17 protein-coding genes are annotated in these 18431 nt (G+C 66.6%); all 17 read left to right on the top strand.

Features of this window, described 5'->3' with window-relative positions; all coding sequences use genetic code 11:
• Window positions 1-12 precede the first annotated feature (12 nt).
• A complete protein-coding gene (locus AC6RV7_RS15110) occupies window positions 13-1314 on the top strand; it encodes an ABC transporter ATP-binding protein (RefSeq protein WP_500094850.1) in 1302 nt (433 codons plus the stop codon).
• A 72-nt stretch (window positions 1315-1386) separates the two neighbouring features.
• Window positions 1387-2715 carry a glycosyltransferase family 4 protein gene (locus AC6RV7_RS15115; RefSeq protein ID WP_500094851.1) on the top strand — a complete coding sequence of 443 codons (1329 nt, stop codon included), beginning with the start codon at window positions 1387-1389 and terminating at the stop codon, window positions 2713-2715.
• Between the two features lie 8 nt (window positions 2716-2723).
• Entirely contained in the window at window positions 2724-3656 is a 933-nt protein-coding gene (locus AC6RV7_RS15120) for a glycosyltransferase family protein (RefSeq protein ID WP_500094852.1), read from the top strand.
• A gap of 13 nt (window positions 3657-3669) precedes the next feature.
• On the top strand, window positions 3670-4545 hold the full coding sequence (locus tag AC6RV7_RS15125; RefSeq protein ID WP_500094853.1) for a xenobiotic acyltransferase family protein: 876 nt from the start codon (window positions 3670-3672) through the stop codon (window positions 4543-4545).
• Window positions 4542-5501, top strand: a complete 960-nt coding sequence (locus AC6RV7_RS15130; RefSeq protein ID WP_500094854.1) for a glycosyltransferase family 2 protein — start codon at window positions 4542-4544, stop codon at window positions 5499-5501. The genes AC6RV7_RS15125 and AC6RV7_RS15130 overlap by 4 nt, the downstream gene beginning before the upstream one ends.
• A 2-nt stretch (window positions 5502-5503) precedes the next feature.
• Window positions 5504-6661, top strand: a complete 1158-nt coding sequence (locus tag AC6RV7_RS15135) for a glycosyltransferase family protein (protein ID WP_500094855.1) — start codon at window positions 5504-5506, stop codon at window positions 6659-6661.
• A 26-nt stretch (window positions 6662-6687) separates the two neighbouring features.
• Complete coding sequence (locus AC6RV7_RS15140; RefSeq protein WP_500094856.1) at window positions 6688-7785, top strand: Gfo/Idh/MocA family protein; 1098 nt, start codon at window positions 6688-6690, stop codon at window positions 7783-7785.
• Entirely contained in the window at window positions 7782-8876 is a 1095-nt protein-coding gene (locus AC6RV7_RS15145) for an NAD-dependent epimerase/dehydratase family protein (RefSeq protein WP_500094857.1), read from the top strand. Before AC6RV7_RS15140 ends, AC6RV7_RS15145 begins: the two co-directional genes overlap by 4 nt.
• On the top strand, window positions 8873-9772 hold the full coding sequence (locus AC6RV7_RS15150; protein WP_500094858.1) for a glycosyltransferase family 2 protein: 900 nt from the start codon (window positions 8873-8875) through the stop codon (window positions 9770-9772). Before AC6RV7_RS15145 ends, AC6RV7_RS15150 begins: the two co-directional genes overlap by 4 nt.
• Window positions 9773-9799: 27 nt before the next feature.
• Window positions 9800-10729 carry a beta-1,6-N-acetylglucosaminyltransferase gene (locus AC6RV7_RS15155; RefSeq protein ID WP_500094859.1) on the top strand — a complete coding sequence of 310 codons (930 nt, stop codon included), beginning with the start codon at window positions 9800-9802 and terminating at the stop codon, window positions 10727-10729.
• A 125-nt stretch (window positions 10730-10854) separates the two neighbouring features.
• On the top strand, window positions 10855-11763 hold the full coding sequence (locus AC6RV7_RS15160) for a glycosyltransferase family 2 protein (protein ID WP_500094860.1): 909 nt from the start codon (window positions 10855-10857) through the stop codon (window positions 11761-11763).
• Complete coding sequence (locus AC6RV7_RS15165) at window positions 11760-12659, top strand: hypothetical protein (RefSeq protein ID WP_500094861.1); 900 nt, start codon at window positions 11760-11762, stop codon at window positions 12657-12659. The genes AC6RV7_RS15160 and AC6RV7_RS15165 overlap by 4 nt, the downstream gene beginning before the upstream one ends.
• A gap of 12 nt (window positions 12660-12671) precedes the next feature.
• Window positions 12672-13838, top strand: coding sequence for a glycosyltransferase family protein (locus AC6RV7_RS15170; RefSeq protein WP_500094863.1), 1167 nt, complete (start codon window positions 12672-12674; stop codon window positions 13836-13838).
• Window positions 13835-14947 carry a glycosyltransferase family 4 protein gene (locus AC6RV7_RS15175; RefSeq protein ID WP_500094864.1) on the top strand — a complete coding sequence of 371 codons (1113 nt, stop codon included), beginning with the start codon at window positions 13835-13837 and terminating at the stop codon, window positions 14945-14947. The genes AC6RV7_RS15170 and AC6RV7_RS15175 overlap by 4 nt, the downstream gene beginning before the upstream one ends.
• Window positions 14944-15981, top strand: coding sequence for a glycosyltransferase (locus tag AC6RV7_RS15180; protein ID WP_500094865.1), 1038 nt, complete (start codon window positions 14944-14946; stop codon window positions 15979-15981). Before AC6RV7_RS15175 ends, AC6RV7_RS15180 begins: the two co-directional genes overlap by 4 nt.
• On the top strand, window positions 15978-17192 hold the full coding sequence (locus AC6RV7_RS15185) for a glycosyltransferase family 61 protein (RefSeq protein ID WP_500094866.1): 1215 nt from the start codon (window positions 15978-15980) through the stop codon (window positions 17190-17192). Before AC6RV7_RS15180 ends, AC6RV7_RS15185 begins: the two co-directional genes overlap by 4 nt.
• A complete protein-coding gene (locus AC6RV7_RS15190) occupies window positions 17189-18430 on the top strand; it encodes a glycosyltransferase family 4 protein (RefSeq protein ID WP_500094867.1) in 1242 nt (413 codons plus the stop codon). Before AC6RV7_RS15185 ends, AC6RV7_RS15190 begins: the two co-directional genes overlap by 4 nt.
• Window position 18431: the final 1 nt, after the last annotated feature.

Here is an 18431-nt window from a genome sequence, read left to right on the forward strand (position 1 = left end):
ATCCGAAGAACCATGTCACAACCCACCATTTCCGTTCGTAACGTCTCGAAGCGCTACCGCCTCGGCGTCGTCGGCATGACCACGCTGCGCGATGAACTCCAGCGTCGTTGGGCGCGCCTGCGCCGCAACGAAACCGCGCTCGGCGTCACCGCGAAGCCGGTGCCGGCCACCGAATTCTGGGCGCTGCGCGACGTGAGTTTCGACGTCGAGCAGGGCGAAGTCGTGGGTTTGGTCGGTCGCAACGGCGCCGGCAAGAGCACCCTGCTGAAAATCCTCAGCCGCATCACCGAGCCCACGGAGGGCGAGATCCGGATCCGCGGCCGCGTCGCGAGTCTCCTCGAGGTCGGCACCGGCTTCCACCCGGAGCTCAGCGGTCGCGAGAACATTTTCCTCAACGGCGCCATCCTCGGCATGTCGCGGCTCGAGATCAAAAGGAAGTTCGACGAGATCGTGGAGTTTTCCGAAATCGGGAAATTCATCGATACGCCCGTGAAGCGCTACTCGAGCGGCATGTATGTGCGCCTCGCCTTCGCGGTCGCCGCTCACCTCGAACCGGAGATCCTCATCGTCGACGAGGTCCTCGCGGTCGGCGACGTGGCCTTCCAGCGCAAGTGCCTCGGCAAGGTGCGCGAGATCTCCCGCGGCCAGGGGCGCACGGTGCTGTTCGTCAGCCACAACATGAACGCGGTGGAAAACATCTGCACCCGCGGCGTGCTCATGCGCCAGGGACAGATGGTCCGCGAGGGTCCGGACGTCCGCGGCATCGTTCGCCAGTACATCGCGGAGCACAAACAGGGCACCTCGGGCGCGTTCTGGCAGAACGAGGACAACTCGTGGGAAAACGACTATTTTCGCATCGATCGCTTTTACCTCACCGATCCCAACGGCGACGTCCTCACGCATCCCGTGCCCAACGATACGCCGGTCAGCGTCGTCATCGAAGGCGAGGTGCTGAAGCCGGATTCGAACCTCCAACTCGGCTACGGTCTCTTCACCGACGAGATGGACCTGCTGTATGTGAGCACAAATCTCGACCAGCCGGAGGCGTCGTGGGTCGACCTGCCGCGCGGCTCGGTCCGGCTCACGTCACGAATTCCGGCGCGGTTCGTCAACGAAGGCGCGTATCGGGTCGGTCTCTACATGAGTCTCTATCGTCGCAAATGGTTCTGCGAACCGGGCGTCAAGGGTCCGACGCTCTCGTATGAAGTTCGCGGCGGCCTGAGCGATTCACCGTGCCTGGTGACGCGCCGCCCCGGTTTTTTGAGTCCAGTTTTCGAGTGGAACGTTCGGACGGGTGTGGAACTGGTGGCCTGATCGCCGCCGGATTCTCCCCGTCCAGTCCTGCCCCGTCCTGGCAGGACGCGCTTCGTCCACGCTCTTTTTCCCATGCTTCAACCTCGCCATCGTCTCCTGGTGGTCACCCGGCATTGTCCCTTTCCTGAAAACGACGGCGCCGGGGCCTACCTTTTCGACCTGCTCTCCCATCTCAAGCACGGCGGTGCCGTCATCGACCTGCTGTGGCTGCAGCCCGACCGCGCCCTTTACCGCCGCGGCGTATTCATTTCTTCACGACGTTTCCATGCGGTCGCCCGGCTGCACCTGCCGGGCGCGATCAATTTCGGGCGCTGGCGCTTTTTCCCCTCCGTGTGGTGGCTGCCGTTCAAGGCCCGCTCGCTCCACTTCGTCAAAACCCTGCTCTGCATGTTTCCCGCCTTCCGGCAGCGTTTCGCCCGACGCGCCGCCACCCGCCCGGCCAGTCCGTCCCCGGCGACTTTCGCCTGGAGTGCCCTGCCGTCGCGAGCGGAGACGCAGGCGTTTCGCGCGCTCGCCGCGCGCATCGCCCCGGACGCCGTTCTGATCAACTACTGCTGGCTGATGCCGCTGGCTGCGGAGGTGCCGTATGCCCGCAGGATGGTCCTCACCCACGATGTCGCGTCGCACCGCCTCCGCCTGACCGGCGCGGCTCGCAGCGACCTTCCCCGGAAGCGAAATCCCGCGCATCCCGAAGGCGAAGCCGCGCTGCTGGCCGACGCCGATGCGATTCTCGCGATCAGCGACGAGGACGCCGCAGTGTTCCGTGGCATGCATCCGACCAAAACCGTTCTCACGGTGCCCAAGGCCGCGCCACTCCCCGCGGCTTCGTCCCCGGCGTCCACGGTCGCGGGCCGGTGTCTCTTTGTCGGTGGTCGCAACGCTCCCAACGAGGAAGGCCTGCGCTGGTTTCTCGACCGCGTCTGGCCCCGTGTGCGTGCCGCCTGGCCTGAGGCGTCGCTGCACGTCTGCGGCGGCGTGTGCGAGGTCTTTCGGGAGCCGTGCGAGGGTGTGGTCTTTCGTGGACGCGTCGAGAACCTGGCGCAGGATTACGCGGCCGCGGAAGCCGTGGTCGTTCCCCTCCTCCGGGGCACGGGCATGAAAATCAAACTCGTCGAAGCGGCGAGCCACGGCAAAGCCTGCGTCACCACGCCCGTCGGTTTGCAAGGATTGAAATTCTTCGAGCCGGCCGTCCTGTGCGCGTCCGCTCCCGAGGCCTTCGCCAACGCCATGGTGCGCGTTCTGGCCAGTGCGGATCTGCGCACGCAACTTGGCCGCGACCTGCAGGCGGCGGCCGCCCGGCATTTGTCGCCCGAGGCGTGTTACAACTCCGTAAAACGCTGGCTGCAGATTGACGCCGCTCCTGCGGCCGCTCCGGCTGCGGCCACGCTGCCCGCGACCTAAATTTTGCCATGTCCCGACGCGCTCCCGTCGCTCTCTTCGTCTACAACCGGCCTGACAAAACCCGTCAGACGCTGGAGGCGCTCGCGCGCAACCGCGAGGCGGCAGACACGCCGCTCCATGTGTTCGCCGACGGACCGAAACCGGGCGCGTCGGCGGCCGAGCTCGCACGGATCGAGGAAACGCGCGCGCTGGTGCGGAGCCGCCGCTGGACCGCTGAAACGCACGTCTTCGAATCCCCCACCAATCGCGGTCTGGCCGACTCGATCGTCGGGGGAGTCAGCCAGATCCTGTCCAAGCACGACCGCGTCATCGTGCTCGAAGACGACATCGTCACCTCGCCGGGCTTCCTCGAGTATTTCAACGCGAGCCTCGAACTTTACGCCGCCGAGCCGCGGGTGATGCATGTTTCCGGCTACATGTATCCGCTCGGTCTGCGCCGGCGCGGCACGGCCTTCCTGCAGATTCTCTCCTGTTGGGGCTGGGCCACGTGGGCGCGCGCGTGGCGGCACTACGAGCCGGATGTCGCGCTGCACCTGAAACGGCTGCAGGCGCCCGGACGTATCCGAAAGTTCAATATCGAAGGCCATGCCGACTTCTACCGGCAGTTGCAGGAGAACCAGGCGGGACGCATCAAGTCGTGGGCCGTGCGCTGGTATGCCTCGTGGCTGGCGCAGGACGGACTCTCGCTGTTTCCGACCCAGTCGCTCGTGCGCAACGTCGGTCACGATGGCACCGGCGTCCACTGCCATGCCGATCAGCGGTTCGACACCGAGCCGGTCGACTCCATTCCGGTAAACCGGATTCCACTGCGGGAGGATCGCGCGCTGCGCTGGCGGATCAATGAATTCTACCGCTCCGGACGCGTCGATCGTTCCGTGCCGCGGATCTGGTTGCACAGCCGTTTCGTGCTGCCGCTGCGGCGGCGGCTCGCGGCGCTCTGATTTCGTTCCGACGATGCCCTTGACTCTGCCCATCTCCCGGGACGCGAAGGTCCGCTTGCGCGGCTGGTGGAACCGTTGCCGCCATCCGCGAGCGGTGCTCGGCCGCGGCACCTACGTTCAGTCCGCCGCGCGGATCGCGCGCGGCACGCGAACCGGCGAGCGTTGCGCGATTTTGCGCGGCGCGGAGCTCCTGCGGGAGGTGACTTTGGGCGATCAAGTCGTGGTCGGCGGCGGGTCACGGGTCGCGCGGACGACAGTCGGCGCGCGGGGCACGCTCGAACGCGACGTGGAGTTGTTCAACTCCACGTTGGCCGATCACGTCCAGCTTCAGCGTCAGGCCAGCCTCACCGACTGCCGCGTGGGGCGCTACACGTATGTCGGGCGAAGCGCTTATCTGAATCTGGTCGACGTCGGTTCGTTTTCGTCGATCGGTCCGGCGGTGCTGGCGGGTTTGGGCGAGCATCCGACGGATCTCGGCTCCACGTCGCCGGCCTTCTATTCGCTCCGTCGCCAATGCGGCGATACGTTCGCGTCGCGCGATCTTTTTGCCGAGCGCCGGCCCATCGCGATCGGTCACGACGTGTGGATCGGGGCCCGGGCTTTCATCCGCGACGGCGTGACGATTGGCGATGGCGCGATCGTGGCGGCCGGCGCCGTGGTCACGCGCGATGTTCAGGCTTACGCGATCGTCGGTGGGACCCCGGCGAAGCTCATTCGTTTTCGCTTCGACGAAACCGCGATCGCCCGGCTGTCGCGCCTGGCGTGGTGGAACTGGCCCGATGATCGGCTGCGCTCCGCCCAGCCGCTGCTCGCCGCGCCGGACCTGCGTGCATTTCTCGATTGGGCCGAGGCGACCTCGCCGACCGGCCGCGAATCCGTTCTTTTATGAATCGTTCCGCTCTCATCAGTGTCGTGCTCCCGGTTTACAACGCGGAGCGCTACCTCGCCGGCGCGATGGAAAGCATCCTCGCGCAGTCGTTCACCCGGTTCGAACTGCTCGCGATCGACGATGGTTCGCGGGACGGCTCGCTCGCGATCCTGCAGCGTTTTGCCCGCCGTGATCGTCGGGTGCATATCGTCAGCCGGCCCAACACCGGAATTGTCGGCGCGTTGAACGATGGCTTGGCGGCGGCCAGTGCGCCGTTGATCGCGCGCATGGATGCGGACGATGTCGCCCTGCCCGACCGGTTCGCGCGCCAGTTCAATTACATGGAGGAGAATCGGAACTGCGTCGCGCTCGGCACCGCGGTCGATTTCCTCGACGAGAGCGGCCACCGCGTCATGTCGTGCCCGCGTCCGCTGGATCACGCGTCGATCGAGTCCGGACTGCTCAAGGGCGATGGTGGCATGATGATTCATCCGTCGGTGATGCTCCGGCGCGACGCGGTGCTTTCGATCGGCGGGTATCGTCGCCAGGCCGAATACGTCGAGGATCTGGATCTCTACCTTCGCCTCGCGCTGGTCGGCCGGCTCGCGAACCTGCCGGAGACGCTCCTCTGCTACCGCATTCACACGACGAGCATCAACTTCACCAAAAACACCGGCCGCTACCAGACAAAGCTCGGTGTGATGGCGGAGGCGTTTCGCGCGCGCGGTCTGCCGTTCAGCGAGCGGGATATTCCGGATCGCAGCGCCGCGTGGGCCGATCCGGTCCGCCGCTACCGCGAATGGGCGGCCACGGCCTTGCAGTTTGGTTCCCGCCGCGTGGCCGTGCGGCACGGCGTCGCCGCCTGCCGGCTCGATCCGTGGAACTGGCAGTCGTGGCGCAGCCTGCGCTACGCATTAACCGCGCCGATTCCGGCCAAGGCGAAGAACCTGGCGCGCGTTTCCCGTTCGATCTCCTGAGCATGCCTCATCTTCTTTATATCGGCCAGAATCCCACCACGGGAACCGGCAGTCCGGTGATCGTCCTGCGTCATTTGCAGCGCTTCGCCGCGGATGGCTGGAAGATCTCCATCGTCGGCGACTACGGCGGGGACTATCGCGTGTGCCGGAACGCCGGTTGGAGCGTGAAGCAGCTGTGCCATCGCCGCTGGTGGTGGCCGCCGTATCGCAAGCATTCGCCGAGCTTGCGCTGGCTGCGATTGCGGCTCCTGGCGCACGAAGCGGCCGCGGGCTCCCCGCGCCCCGACGTGATCCTGTCGTATCTGGCGTTTCACTCCGATTTCGCCACGCAACTCGCGACGCACGTCGCGCAGATCACGGGCGCACCGCTGCACGTGCTGGTGCACGACGATCCGACGGCATTTCCCGCCGCGCGCGGAAAGGAAGCCGAGATCCGCGCGGTGCATGAAGGCATCTTGAACGCAGCCGATGAGTGCTGGTTTGTTTCGCCCGAACTCGCGGATTGTTATCCGTCCACCGCGCCACACCGACGGATTCTTTATCCGATTCCGGAAGGTTGGGATCGTCCGGCGATGTGGCACGAAGGGCGCGCCAGCCTTCCCCGGGTTTACTACGCGGGCCATGTGTGGCCGGAGCAGCTGCCGCTCCTGGGGCGCGCCGCTCGTGCGATTCAGTCGGCCGGCGCCGAACTGACGATCATGGCGAAAGGGTCGGAGACGTTGCGCGCTTTCTGCGAAACGGAACCTGTCCGCTGCCTGGCGCCGCAGCCGACGAACCGCGAGGCGCTCGCGCATCTCGCCGGCGAGGCGGCGGGTGTGATCGTCTCCTATGCGGACACGGTTGCGCAGATGCCGTGGTGCGCCACGAGTTTTCCGAGCAAGCTGGTCGAGTTCTGTCATTTGGGTCTGCCCGTCGCGATCGTGGCACCGGCGGACAGCGCGGTGGCGCGTTGGGCGCAACGGCTGCGTTTTCCGTATTTCTACGAGCCGGACAATCTCCGCGCGTTGCAGGAGTGGGCCGCCGGTCTGCGGCAGCGCGAGGTGTGGCAGGTGCGCGCCGCGCTCTCGCTTCATCTGGCCCAGACCGAGTTCGATCCGACTCGCATCCAGGCGCAGCTGGCAAACGCGCTTCTGCCGGGCACCGAACGCCGCGCAGCGTGACAAAGGACGTCACTTCGTCCTGTTCAATGTCTTCTTCCTCCCCCCGTCGCGTTATTCTCGTCGGCTGCGGTGCCGTGGCCCGGCAGTTCTATGTGCCCGCGCTCAGGGTGTTGCAGAACGCGGGCTTCGTGCGCGTGTCCGCCATCGTCGACCCCGCGGTGAATGCCCGCGAGTTCGTCGCCCGTGCGTTTCCGAAAGCCGGCCAATCCGCCTCGCTCGAGCAGACCACCGCGCCGGCCGGCACCCTCGCCATCATCGCGTCGCCGCCCGGATTTCACGCTGTGCAGACCATCGCGGCGTTCGAACGCGGCTGGCACGTGCTTTGCGAAAAACCGATGGCCTCGAGCGCCGCCGAAGCCGCGGAGATGGTGGCCGCCGCGCGTCGGCACGATCGCCTGCTCGCCGTCGGTTTGTATAAACGTTTTTTTCCCGCCAGTCGCTATCTCTACAGCCTGTGCCGGGACTGGCTGCTCGGGCCGCTCGTGACCTACTCGATTTCCGAAGGCGGACCGTTCCGCTGGCCGGCGGGACCCTCGTTCTTCGATCGCGCGCAGACGCCCGGCGGAGTGTTGCTCGACGTCGGCGTGCACGTGCTCGACCTGCTGGGCTGGTGGCTCGGGGAACCGGAAACGTTGCGTTACGCCGACGATGCCATGGGCGGGCTCGAGACCAACGCCTTCCTCCAGCTCACCCACGCCAACGGCGTGCGCGGAAAGGTGCACCTGAGCCGCGACTGGAACACCATGCAGCAGTATCGTTTCGAATTCGAACGCGGCGTCGTGACCTGGAAGGTCAACGATGCCAACGGCCTCACGGTCGAGCTGGTGGGCGCGCCCGCCGCGGTGCAGGGCACGCTGATCGCGCCGCTGCCCGAGCCGCCGTATTGTCCGCAGCCGCGCGCGCTCGAGACCAACGCCCAATGTTTCATTCTGCAGTTGCTGAACGTCCTCGGCTCGATCGCCGGCGAGGAGACGCTGCTCGTGCCGGGTGAGGAAGGTCAGCTTTCGCTGCGGCTCATCGAGCAGTGCTATGCGCATCGCACGTTGATCGAACAGCCGTGGCTGACGCCGGAGGAAGCGACGCGCGCCCAGGAATTCAGCTCCGCTCTGCCTGCCGCCACATGAAAGTCGCCCTCATCGGAGCCAGCGGGTTCATCGGAACCCGCATCATCGAACAATTTCACCTCGGCGGCGGCCCGTCGCTCGCCGCGATCGTGCGCCGTCCTTCGAGCCTCGCGCTGCCTGCGCGGTTCTCGATCGAGACGCATCTCGCGGATGCCCTGGACACCGATGCCCTCGCGCGGGCGTTCAGCGGTTGCACGGCGGTGATTCACGCGGCGATCGGCGACCCGGCCCAGATCGAGCGGATGCCGGGCGCGCTGTGTCTCGCCGCGTCCGCCGCCGGGGTGAAGCGACTCGTCTATCTCAGCAGCGCATCCGTGCACGGGCAGAATCCTCCGCCGGGCACCGACGAGAACAGCCCGCTGACGACGAACCAGGCCATGGACTACAACAACGCGAAGGTCCGCGCCGAGCAGCGCTTCTTCGCGGAATGCCGCCGCCTCTCGCTCGTCGGTTTCGCGCTCCGTCCGGGCGTTGTTTATGGTCCGCGCTCCCGCTGGATCGCGGACCTCGCGAACGAGATGATCGAAGGCCGCGCGTGGCTCTACGAAGGAGGCCGTGGGATCTGCAACGGCATCTATGTCGACAATCTCGTGCATGCGATCTCGTGCTGCCTGCAGGCCACGGATGACGCCGCGGGCGCCTATCTCGTGGGCGACGCCGAAACGGTCACGTGGGAGCAGTTCTACCGCACCGCGGCGGTGCATCTCGACGTGCCGCTCGCCAGCATTCACCAGCTCTCGCAACTGCCGATGTTCAAACGCTCGTGGAAAGAGCGCGCCGACCGCGCGGCGGCGCATCCGTTGGTGCAACGGCTGCTGCCCTTGGTGCCTTACAAATTGAAACGCAGCACGAAAGCGGTGATCGCGGCCAACGCGCCGGCGCCGCGTCAGGATTCGTGGACCATCCCCAACGGCCCGCAACCGCGGGTGTCGCAGGAAATGGCGCTCCTGCAGCAATGCAGCTGGAAACTGCCGCACCGGCGGGCGGAGGAAAATCTCGATTACCGGCCGTCGGTGAGCTTCGCCGACGGGATGAACCGCAGTTTCGCCTGGTGGCGGTTTGCCCAGGGCGAGGTGTCTTTTGCCGCATGAAAATCAGCGTCCTGATCCCCGCCTTTCACGCCGATCCGTTCATCGCCACGGCGCTCGCCAGCGTCCGGGCGCAGACTCACCGCGACTGGGAGATCGTCGTCGTCGAAGACGGCTCGCGCGACGACACCAAGACGATCGTCGAGGAGTTCGCCGCGTCGTGCGTGCAGCCGGTCGTCTACCGGAATCTCGGCGAAAACTTCGGCGTCGGCACGGTGCGCAATCATCTGCTCCAGCTTGCGAGCGGAGACGCGTTGGCCTTTCTCGACGCCGACGACACCTGGGAGCCGGATCACCTCGCCAATGCCGCGACACAGATCGAAGCCGGCGCCGATCTCGTCGTGAGCGGCGTGCGGACCTTCGATCTCGTGAAGAAAACGCTGATCGAGGAAGTGCAGCCGCCGGCGGAGCTGTTCGCCGATCCGGTGCGCGCGCTTTTCGAAGAGAGCGTGATCATCACAAGTTCCTCGGTCGCGTTGACGCGCGACGTGGCGGGTCGCGCCGGCGAGTTCGACACCACCCTGCGCATCGGCGAGGACCGCGATTACTGGCTGCGTTGCGCGCTGGCCGGCGCGCGGGTTCGGGGCACCGGCCGCTTCACCTGCAATTACGCCAAACACCTTTCGAGCTCGATGGCGCGCACCTACGTCGTCGCGCAGCACGTTACCCGGTTTTATCAGAAATATCAGAATCTCGACGCCGTGCCCGCGCGGCTGCGGCGCCATCTGCTGGCGCAAAGCCTGATTTGCCAGGGCCGTCTGCTGCGCGAGCACGACCGCGATCGCAGCGCCGCGTGTTTCTGGCAGGCGTGGCGGTGCGAACCGTTGAACCCGCTGATTCCCGTCCACCTGGCCTTTACTCACTGGCGCGCAGCCAATCCCGCCGCGAAGGCCGCCTGAGTGCGCGTCACCCGCGAACGAGCCCGCATGTCTCTCGCGTTCCTGATTCTCGCGCACAAGAACCCTCGACAGGTGGAGCGGCTCTTTCGCGCCATCCACCGCCCGGAAGATGTGGTGGTGCTGCATTTTGATCGCCGCGCGCCGGCCGCGTTGCACGAGCTCGGACGGCAACTGTCGCGAGCACATCGCAATGTGCACCTGCTCCGGCCGCAAACGATCCTCTGGGGTGGCTACCGCATGGCGGCCGTGCAGATCCAGGCGATGGCGGCGGCGCTGCGCGCCGACGGCCGCTGGCATCATTTCATCAATCTCACGGGACAGGATTTCCCGATCAAGCCGGTGGCGGCGCTCGACGCTCACCTCGCGGCGAATCCGGAATTCAACTACGTGAGCTGGTTCGATCCGGTCTTCACGCCGCTGTGGAGCAATGCCCGCGACCGGATGCGCTTTTATTATCTCGAGTGGCCGTGGCTGGAGCGCGTGTTGCGCGTGCCCGGCGCCGGGCGTCGGATCCGCCGCCTGCTCGGCTGGCGGAACCGGCTGCCGCACCTTCCGCGCTACACGCGACGCTGGCCGGACTTCCGCTACTACGGCGGCGCCAACCATGTGATCCTCAGCCGGGCCGGTGCAGCCTATCTGGCCCACGATCCCGAAGCGCAGCGCATCACGCGCTGGTTGAGCCATGCGGCGCATGCCAATGAAATCGTTTTTCAAACCGTGCTGCTGAACAGCCCGCTCGCCTCGACGATCGTCAACGGTCATCTGCGGGAAATCGATTTTCCGCCCAACCGCCCGCATCCCCGCACGTTTCGCGAGGCGGATTTCGACCGGCTGCGGCAAAGCCCCGCGTATTTTGCCCGAAAGTTCGACGACACCGTCGACTCGGCAATCCTCGACCGCCTTGCCGAGCATCTCGGGCTTCCACCGACAGTTCACGAGGTTGTCGCGCACTCCTGACCGGAATTGCTGTCCATGCGCTGCCCGTCGGATCGGATTTTCTCCGATCTGACGCGTGGCAGAGCGGCCCAACACTCCGCCCTGCTTTTTTATTGGTCCCGCCGCGTTTTTCGCGTCCTCCCAAGATGAAGCCACCTCTTGTCAGCATCTGCATTCCCGCCTATCGCGCCGACCGCTACCTGCCGGCCGCGCTCGAGTCCGTGCGCGCCCAGCGGTTCACCGATTGGGAATTGATCGTCACCGAAGACGGCTCCCACGACTCGACCGAGGACATCGTGCGCGCCTTCGCCCGCACGGTGCCGCAGTCCGTTCGCTACGATCGCCACGCGCAAAATCAGGGTCTGCCCGCGACACGCAACACGGGGATCGCCGCGGCGCGCGGCGAATGGATCGCCTTGCTCGATGCCGACGACGTCTGGACCACCGGACACCTGGAGACCGCCGCCGAACAATTTTCGCGCGGACCCGCGGAACTCATCCATTCGGGCTCGATCCTCTTCGACAGCGACAGCGGCCGCGAACTCGAGGTGCGCGCACCGACGCCGCAGCAGATCGCCGATTTTCCACGCAGCCTCTTCAACGGCGCTTACCTGATCCAGCCTTCCTCCGTCGTGATGCGCCGGCAGTTGTGGGCCGACGTCGGCGGCTTCGATCCGACGTTCCGCTACGTCGAGGATCGCGAGATGTGGATTCGCTGCGCCCGGAGCGGCGCGCGCTTCGCCTACACTGGGCTTAACACCTGCCTTTATCGGAAGCACGCCGGCGCCATGTCGCGCCATGGCGTCGCCATGGCGCTCGCGAGCGCGCGCGTTTTCGAAAAGAACATCGATTGGGAAGCGGTGCCGAGCCGGCTGCGGCGCAGTCAGGCGGCGGATGCGTGGGTTGCCGCGGGTCGCATGGCGTTGCGGGACGATCCACGCAGCGCGCGCGGCTTTTTCGGCCGCGCGCTCCGTCATCGGGCGCTTGCGCCCTCGACCTACGGCTACTGGCTCGCCGCCGCCGTCTTGAACTGCACCCGCGGAAAAGCCGCATGAACCACGTCGTCTGCACGCTCTTCGAGGGGCACTACCACCTGGGCGTCGGCGCCCTCATCAATTCGCTCCACGCCAGCGGATTTCAGGGACGCATCGTGTGTGGATACCGGGGAGCGGAGCCGGAATGGGCCGGGAACGCGCGCCGGTTGAACGGCATCGAGGTGCGCTTCGTGCCGGTGACGCCGCGCGTGCATTTCACCCACTACAAACCCGTGTTCATGCAGGAATGCTGGGCGGCGCACGCACCGGACGCGCAGCAGCTTTACTACTTCGATCCGGACATCGTGGTGAAAGCGCCATGGAACGTGCTCGAGCGTTGGGCGGCCGACGGCGTGGCGCTGTGCGAGGATGTGAACTCCTATCTTCCGGCCCGCCATCCGCAGCGGCTGGCCTGGGCGGATTTTCTGGCCGCCCGCGGTCTGCCCGCCCGGCGTCCCCTCGACCGCTACTACAATGCCGGCTTTGTCGGGCTGCCCCGGATCCACCGGCACCTGCTCGGGACTTGGTCACAGATTATTGAATACGCCGGCGAGGCCATCGGCTCGCTCGCGACGATCAAGGTCGACCGGCCGACGGCGCTGTTTCACACGCCCGACCAGGATGCGTTGAACCTGGCCCTGATGGCGAGTGACGTGCCGGTGAATGCCGCGGGGCCGGAGGGAATGGACTTCGCCCCCGGCGGGCATCTGCTTTCCCACGCGATCGGCGGTCGCAAGCCGTGGCGTGGCGGTTTTCTGCGCGATGCGTTGCGCGGCCATCCGCCCGGGCAGGCGCAGAAATCCTTCTTCCGTTTCGCGCAGTCGCCGCTGCCGCTGTTCCCCGCGGGCCATCTCGCCCGCCTCAAACTGTCGCTGCTATCCAGCGCCCTGCTCGGCCGCGTTTACCGCCGGGCCTGAGACTTTCCTTCTGTGAAAATCGCATTCCTTTGTTCGTCTTTGGCGCCGGGACGCGACGGCGTCGGCGACTATGTCCGACAACTCGCCGCGGCCTGCACCGAACTGGGGCACACGTGCTCGCTCGTCGCGCTGCACGATCGCCACGTCTCCCCGCCGGCCGCCCTGATCCAGCGGCCGGACGAGGTGCGCTTTTCCGCGAGCCTGAGTTGGAAGAAGCGCGGCGAGCTGTTGCGGCGGCATCTGCACGAGTTCAATCCCGACTGGGTCAGCTGGCAGCTCGTGCCTTATGGTTTCCATCCGAAAGGCGTGCTGCCCTCGGGCGCGGGACGCCTGATCGAGGCCGCCGCACCGTGGCAGAATCACGTGATGCTGCACGAACTGTGGCTGGGCCTCGCCCAGGCGGATCGGCTGCGCCCTCGCCTGATCGGCGCTCTCCAGCGGCGGCAATTGCTCGCATTTCTGCGCCGGCTCGCGCCCGCGTGTCTCCATACGACGAATACCGCCTACCAGCTCGCGCTCGCGCATTACGGCTGGCCGGCTGAGATCCTGCCGCTGTTCGGCAACATGCCGGTGCTGCCGGTGAAGTCCTATCTCGCGCGCGCCGAGTTGCGCGAACTGGCGGGGCCCACACTGCCACCGGAGCCGCGCTGGGTCGGGGCGATCTTCGGCACCATTCACCCGCAGTGGCGCCCGGAACCGACGCTCGCGTTCCTGCGCGAGGTCTCCGCCGCCGCGCGCCGCCCGATTGCCCTGGTTGCGATCGGCCGGGTCGGCGCGCATGGACAACGCCTGCTCCAGCACCTGACCGCCGACGGCGATGCCATCGAGGTATTTTCCCTCGGGCCGCAAACGCCCGAAAAGATTTCGCATCTGCTGCAGGCCTGCGATTTCGGCGTGGCGACCCATCCGTGGGCGTTGATCGAGAAAAGCGGCACGACCGCAACGCTGCTGGAGCATGGCCTGCCGGTGCTGGTGCCGCGCGACGACTGGCAGCCGCGACACGGCACGATCGCCGGCGCGCGCGACTCCCTCCTGCAACGCCTGGCCGATCTGACGCCGGAGTCGTTTCCCCGCTGGCTCGGCGCCCGGCGTCCGCCCGCGGCCATTCTCCCCGCGCTGGCCGCGCGCTTCATCGGTCATCTCAGCGGTCCCGTTCCCCGAGGCGCTCTCGTCGCATGAACATCCTCGTCTACGCTCCCCAAATGGCCGCCTACGGTGGCATGGAACGCCACGTGTGCGATCTCTCGGCGGTCCTGGCATCACGCGGTCACGCGGTGACGCTCCTGACCACCAGCAATTCGCTCGCGCCGCAGTTGCGCGAACGCTTGCGGAATCGCGGCGTGATCCTGCGCGAACTGGCGCGGAGTCGCGGTCACGCCGGCAAGCTGCGCAAGAGCCTGTGGCTGATCGCGGAGACGATTCGCAACGAGAACACGCGCTGGGACGTGATCTACACGAACGGGCAGAGCGCCCTCGCCCGCCTCGCATGGTTCGCGGCCCGCCCGCACACCCGGATCGTCCATCACCACCACACAGCCGCGGATGCCGGCGAGCAGGCCACCTGGTCCCGCGCGTTCCGGAGCGTGCTGAAGAACGCGCCCGAACTGGTCGCGTGCAGCCGGGCGACCCAGCGCGCGCTGGGCCAGGCGCTCCAACGCGACGACGTGCACTTCCTCCCCTATCTCACCAACGCGCCAGTCGCGGCGGTGGGCGTCAAAGACCGGCTCTATGCGCCCAATGCCCACCTGCATTTCGGCTTCATGGGCCGGCTCGTGGCGGAGAAGGGCATCGACGACCTTTGCGCCCTCAGCCGCGATCCCGATCTCGCCGGCATCACCTGGCATGTGCACGGCGCCGGCGACGCCTACCCGCCGTCGTTCTTTTCTCAATACCCCGAGGTTGTCTATCACGGTCCCTACACCGCGGGTTCGCAGCAGGCGGCGATCCTGCAAAGCCTCGATGCGCTCGTGCTGTTCTCCCGGCACAACGAAGGGATGCCGCTGAGTCTCATGGAGGCGATGTCGGCGGGCCTGCCGTGGATTGCCACGGACCGCGGGGGCACCCGCGAAATGGCCGTCAGCGCCGAGAACTGCGTGGTCGTCAACCAGCCGCACACATTGGAGACGCTGGCCGCGGCCGTGCGGGAACTCGCGTCGCGTATCCGGTCCGGCAGGACATCGCGCGACGATCAACGCCGGGTCTACGACGAACTATTCGCTCCGCCGGTCGTGGCCGAGTCGTGGTGCGCCTACCTGGAGAATCGCGATCTGCAGACGAAGGCCGCATGAAGCACACCGTCGCAGCATGGCCGGCGGTCGGGGCAAACCCGGTGTCCGCAATGGTCGCCCGCTTCCTCGCGGGCGAGATGCGGGCGTTTGCCTCCGGACGCCGCGAGGGAAGCGATCCTCAGCCGCGCAACGCGTTCACCGGCGACGATCCGGGCGCCGTGACGACGAGCGTTCTCGTCAACACCTGCAATCACGGGCCCTACATCGAGGAATGCATCGATTCGCTGCTCGTCCAGAAAGTGCTGCCGGACGAGATCATCGTTTACGACGATTGCAGCTCCGACGATACGGTCGCGCGCCTGCGCGGCTACGGGAGCCGCATCCGGTTGATCGAAGGCCGGCAAAAGCAGCGGGCCGCGCGTATCGGCCAGGCCTGTGCGGTGCACACGGCTTTCCGGCACTCGACCGGCCGGCTGATCTTCCTCCTGGATGGGGACGACCGCTTCAAGCGCGACAAGATCGAGCGCTATCTCTCGGTCTACCGCGCCAATCTCGACGCGGTGCTGATCCAGGCGCCGATGGACAAGATCGATCAATTCGGCCGCAAGATCGGCAACAATGCCGAACCGCGGAAACACGTGGTCGAACATCTGAAGGAGATTTACCGGCGACAGGACGTCGACTTGTTCTATCCGACGAGCGCGCTCGCTTTCTCGCGCACGTATCTCGACTGCGTGCTGCCGCTCGATTTCTCCGACGAGATGGATCTCTGGCTCGACACACGTCTGAGCATCGTCGCGCCGTATTTCGGACGGGTGATCACGCTGCCGCAGGCCTGCACGGAGTGGCGTCGCCATGTCGCATCCGATTCGATCCGGAACCGCACGCGCGATCTCCAGATCCGGCAGACGCTGATGCGCACGCGGGTCTTCAACGCCTTTTGCCGGCGCTACGGGCTTCGCACCATCTCGCCGTGGCGCAATCCCCGCTTTTATCTCCAATTACTGCGCTATTCGCTGCCGGAGATCGCGTATCGCTTGTATTATCGGCGTCAGCAGTCGCACACCGCGCGCCAGCAGGCCTCCGTCTCATGACCGCTCGACGTCTGGCCAAATCCGTTCTCTATCACGCCCGGCGCGCGCGCATCCGGGCGCTGGCCGCGCCGCGGCGCCTCCCATGGCTGCGCCGACGCCTGCATCTGCCGTCGAACGACACGTTCGACCCGCTGCGGGACGCATCGCCGGACGTGCGGGTCGTGCGCCTGACCGGCGGCGAGACCTTCACGCGGCCGCTGCCGGAGCTCGGGGACGCTCCCGCCGCCGCTCGCGCCTTCTTCGCCGACCGCACGAGGGAAACCAGCACGCCGGCCTACGTGGCGGAGTTCACCGACGGCATCGCGTGGGGACACGGAACCGGCGGTGTATTCACCAAAGACGGACGCTTCGTTCCCGCCTTCACTCACGATCCGTGCGGCGCCGATTTTCACACCGTGTGGACGCGCACCCATCTGCCGCGGCCGCAGCGAACCGACGGCAGCCTGCTTTATCTGGTCACGCCGGAGGCCGGAGATAACTTCCACCACTGGATGATCGATCTGCTGCCCCGGCTCGGCCGGGTCCGCGCCGCGGGCTGGCGTCTCGAGGAGTTCGATCACGTGCTCGTGAATCATGCTTCGCGCCGTTATCAGCTTGCGACCCTGGCGCGACTGGGAATCTCCCCCGCGAGAATCATCTGCGCGGACGATGCGCTGCATCTCCGCGCGCGGCGGTTGGTGGTGCCCTCGTTGAAGCCGGAGAATCAGACGGCGCCCTCGGCGGACCTCGCCTTTCTCCGGCAGGTTTTCCTTCCCGCCGAGGACGTGGGTCGTCCGCGCCGACGGATTTTTCTCAGCCGCAACGACGCCGGCTTCCGCAAACTCAGCAACGAGGCGGAACTGCGGCCGCTGCTCGAGGCGCATGGCTTCGAAATCGTGGTTCCGGCCACCCTTTCGATCGAAGCCCAGGCCCGGCTTTTTGCCGAAGCCGCGATCATCGCCGGCCCGTCCGGCGCGGCATTCGCCAACCTGGCCTTCGCGACACCGGGCGCCCATGTCGTCGAGATCGCGCCACCGGGCTGGCTGGCCCCGTATCACTGGATGCTCTCCGCGCGTATCGGCTTATCGCATACGATCGTGCTGGGCGAGGGCCCGGTGATGCGCGGTGTGCCGGACGTTTCCGCGCGCGAGCGCGACATCGTGGTCGATCCCCGCCGTTTCGCGGCCGCGCTCGAACCAATCCTTTCCGCCATCCCAGCTGCCACCGCATGATTCTTTTTTCCCATCCGACAGGAAACGCCAACGTCCGCCACGCCGCGCTCGGGCTGCACCGCGCCGGTTTGCTGGGCGAGTTCTGGACCTGCGTCAATTACCAGGAGACGCCGCTGTTGCGACGGCTGCTGCCGGGAGCGATCACGCGCCAGCTGCGACGCCGGGTCTTTCCGGCGGAGCTGGAGGGCAAGATGCGCTCATTCCCCCTGCGCGAACTCGGCCGGCTGCTCGCGCCGCGCGCCGGACTGCGCTCGCTCGTCCGCCACGAACAAGGACCGCTGAGCGTCGACGCGGTCTATCGTTCCCTCGACCGCCGCGTAAGCGAACGCCTGGCGGATCCACGGTTCCGCGCGGTCTACGCCTACGAGGATGGCGCGCGCGAAAGTTTCCGCGCCGCGACCCGCAATGGCCAGCTGCGGTTCTATGACCTTCCGATCGGCTACTGGCGCGCCGCGCGGTCGATTCTGCAGGAAGAGGCGCAGTTGCAGCCCGCGTGGGCCATGACGATCAACGGCAATCTCGACAGCCCGCAGAAGACCGCGCGCAAGGACGCGGAGTTGCATCAGGCCAGCCTCGTCGTCGTCGCGAGCACGTTCACGCTCCGCACTCTGGAGCATGCACCGGAATTCAACGGCTCCGTGGTCGTGATCCCCTACGGGGCACCCGAACCCGAGTCGCCGCCGCCCGTCGCCCCACCGCGCTCCCGTGGATCCAAATTGCGCGTGCTCTTCGTCGGCTCGCTCGGACAACGGAAGGGCCTGAGTTACCTTTTCGAGGCGATTCGCCTGCTGGGGTCGGCGGTGGAGCTGACCGTGATCGGAACGCGTCCGCTGGCGGAGTGTCCCGCGCTGGACCGCGCGCTGGCGCAGACGCGCTGGATCTCCTCCTGCTCGCATCGCGAGGTGCTGGCAGAGATGGCCGCGCACGACGTGTTCGTTTTCCCGTCGCTGTTCGAGGGTTTCGGACTCGTGCTGCTGGAGGCGATGGCGATGGGGTTGCCGATCGTGACCACACCGCACACCGCCGGTCCTGATCTCATTACGGATGGCGTCGAGGGCTTCATTGTCCCGATTCGCTCCGCCACGGCGATCGCCGAGCGGCTCGAGCTGTTGCAACGAAATCCGGATTTGCGCGCCGACATGGGCGAGCGGGCCCGCGCGCGGGCGCGGGAATTCACCTGGGACCAATACGGCCAGTCGCTGGCGGCGTGCGTGTCGTCGAGCCTGGTTCGCGCCTGAA

The sequence above is a fragment of the Opitutus sp. sgz309028 genome (assembly GCF_059821195.1).

Excerpts from the sequence above, each read along its gene's own strand:
- AC6RV7_RS15110 (WP_500094850.1), top strand. The coding sequence starts at position 13 with ATGTCACAACCCACCATTTCCGTTCGTAACGTCTCGAAGCGCTACCGC.
- AC6RV7_RS15115 (WP_500094851.1), top strand. The coding sequence starts at position 1,387 with ATGCTTCAACCTCGCCATCGTCTCCTGGTGGTCACCCGGCATTGTCCC.
- AC6RV7_RS15120 (WP_500094852.1), top strand. The coding sequence starts at position 2,724 with ATGTCCCGACGCGCTCCCGTCGCTCTCTTCGTCTACAACCGGCCTGAC.
- AC6RV7_RS15125 (WP_500094853.1), top strand. The coding sequence starts at position 3,670 with ATGCCCTTGACTCTGCCCATCTCCCGGGACGCGAAGGTCCGCTTGCGC.
- AC6RV7_RS15130 (WP_500094854.1), top strand. The coding sequence starts at position 4,542 with ATGAATCGTTCCGCTCTCATCAGTGTCGTGCTCCCGGTTTACAACGCG.
- AC6RV7_RS15135 (WP_500094855.1), top strand. The coding sequence starts at position 5,504 with ATGCCTCATCTTCTTTATATCGGCCAGAATCCCACCACGGGAACCGGC.
- AC6RV7_RS15140 (WP_500094856.1), top strand. The coding sequence starts at position 6,688 with ATGTCTTCTTCCTCCCCCCGTCGCGTTATTCTCGTCGGCTGCGGTGCC.
- AC6RV7_RS15145 (WP_500094857.1), top strand. The coding sequence starts at position 7,782 with ATGAAAGTCGCCCTCATCGGAGCCAGCGGGTTCATCGGAACCCGCATC.
- AC6RV7_RS15150 (WP_500094858.1), top strand. The coding sequence starts at position 8,873 with ATGAAAATCAGCGTCCTGATCCCCGCCTTTCACGCCGATCCGTTCATC.
- AC6RV7_RS15155 (WP_500094859.1), top strand. The coding sequence starts at position 9,800 with ATGTCTCTCGCGTTCCTGATTCTCGCGCACAAGAACCCTCGACAGGTG.
- AC6RV7_RS15160 (WP_500094860.1), top strand. The coding sequence starts at position 10,855 with ATGAAGCCACCTCTTGTCAGCATCTGCATTCCCGCCTATCGCGCCGAC.
- AC6RV7_RS15165 (WP_500094861.1), top strand. The coding sequence starts at position 11,760 with ATGAACCACGTCGTCTGCACGCTCTTCGAGGGGCACTACCACCTGGGC.
- AC6RV7_RS15175 (WP_500094864.1), top strand. The coding sequence starts at position 13,835 with ATGAACATCCTCGTCTACGCTCCCCAAATGGCCGCCTACGGTGGCATG.
- AC6RV7_RS15180 (WP_500094865.1), top strand. The coding sequence starts at position 14,944 with ATGAAGCACACCGTCGCAGCATGGCCGGCGGTCGGGGCAAACCCGGTG.
- AC6RV7_RS15185 (WP_500094866.1), top strand. The coding sequence starts at position 15,978 with ATGACCGCTCGACGTCTGGCCAAATCCGTTCTCTATCACGCCCGGCGC.
- AC6RV7_RS15190 (WP_500094867.1), top strand. The coding sequence starts at position 17,189 with ATGATTCTTTTTTCCCATCCGACAGGAAACGCCAACGTCCGCCACGCC.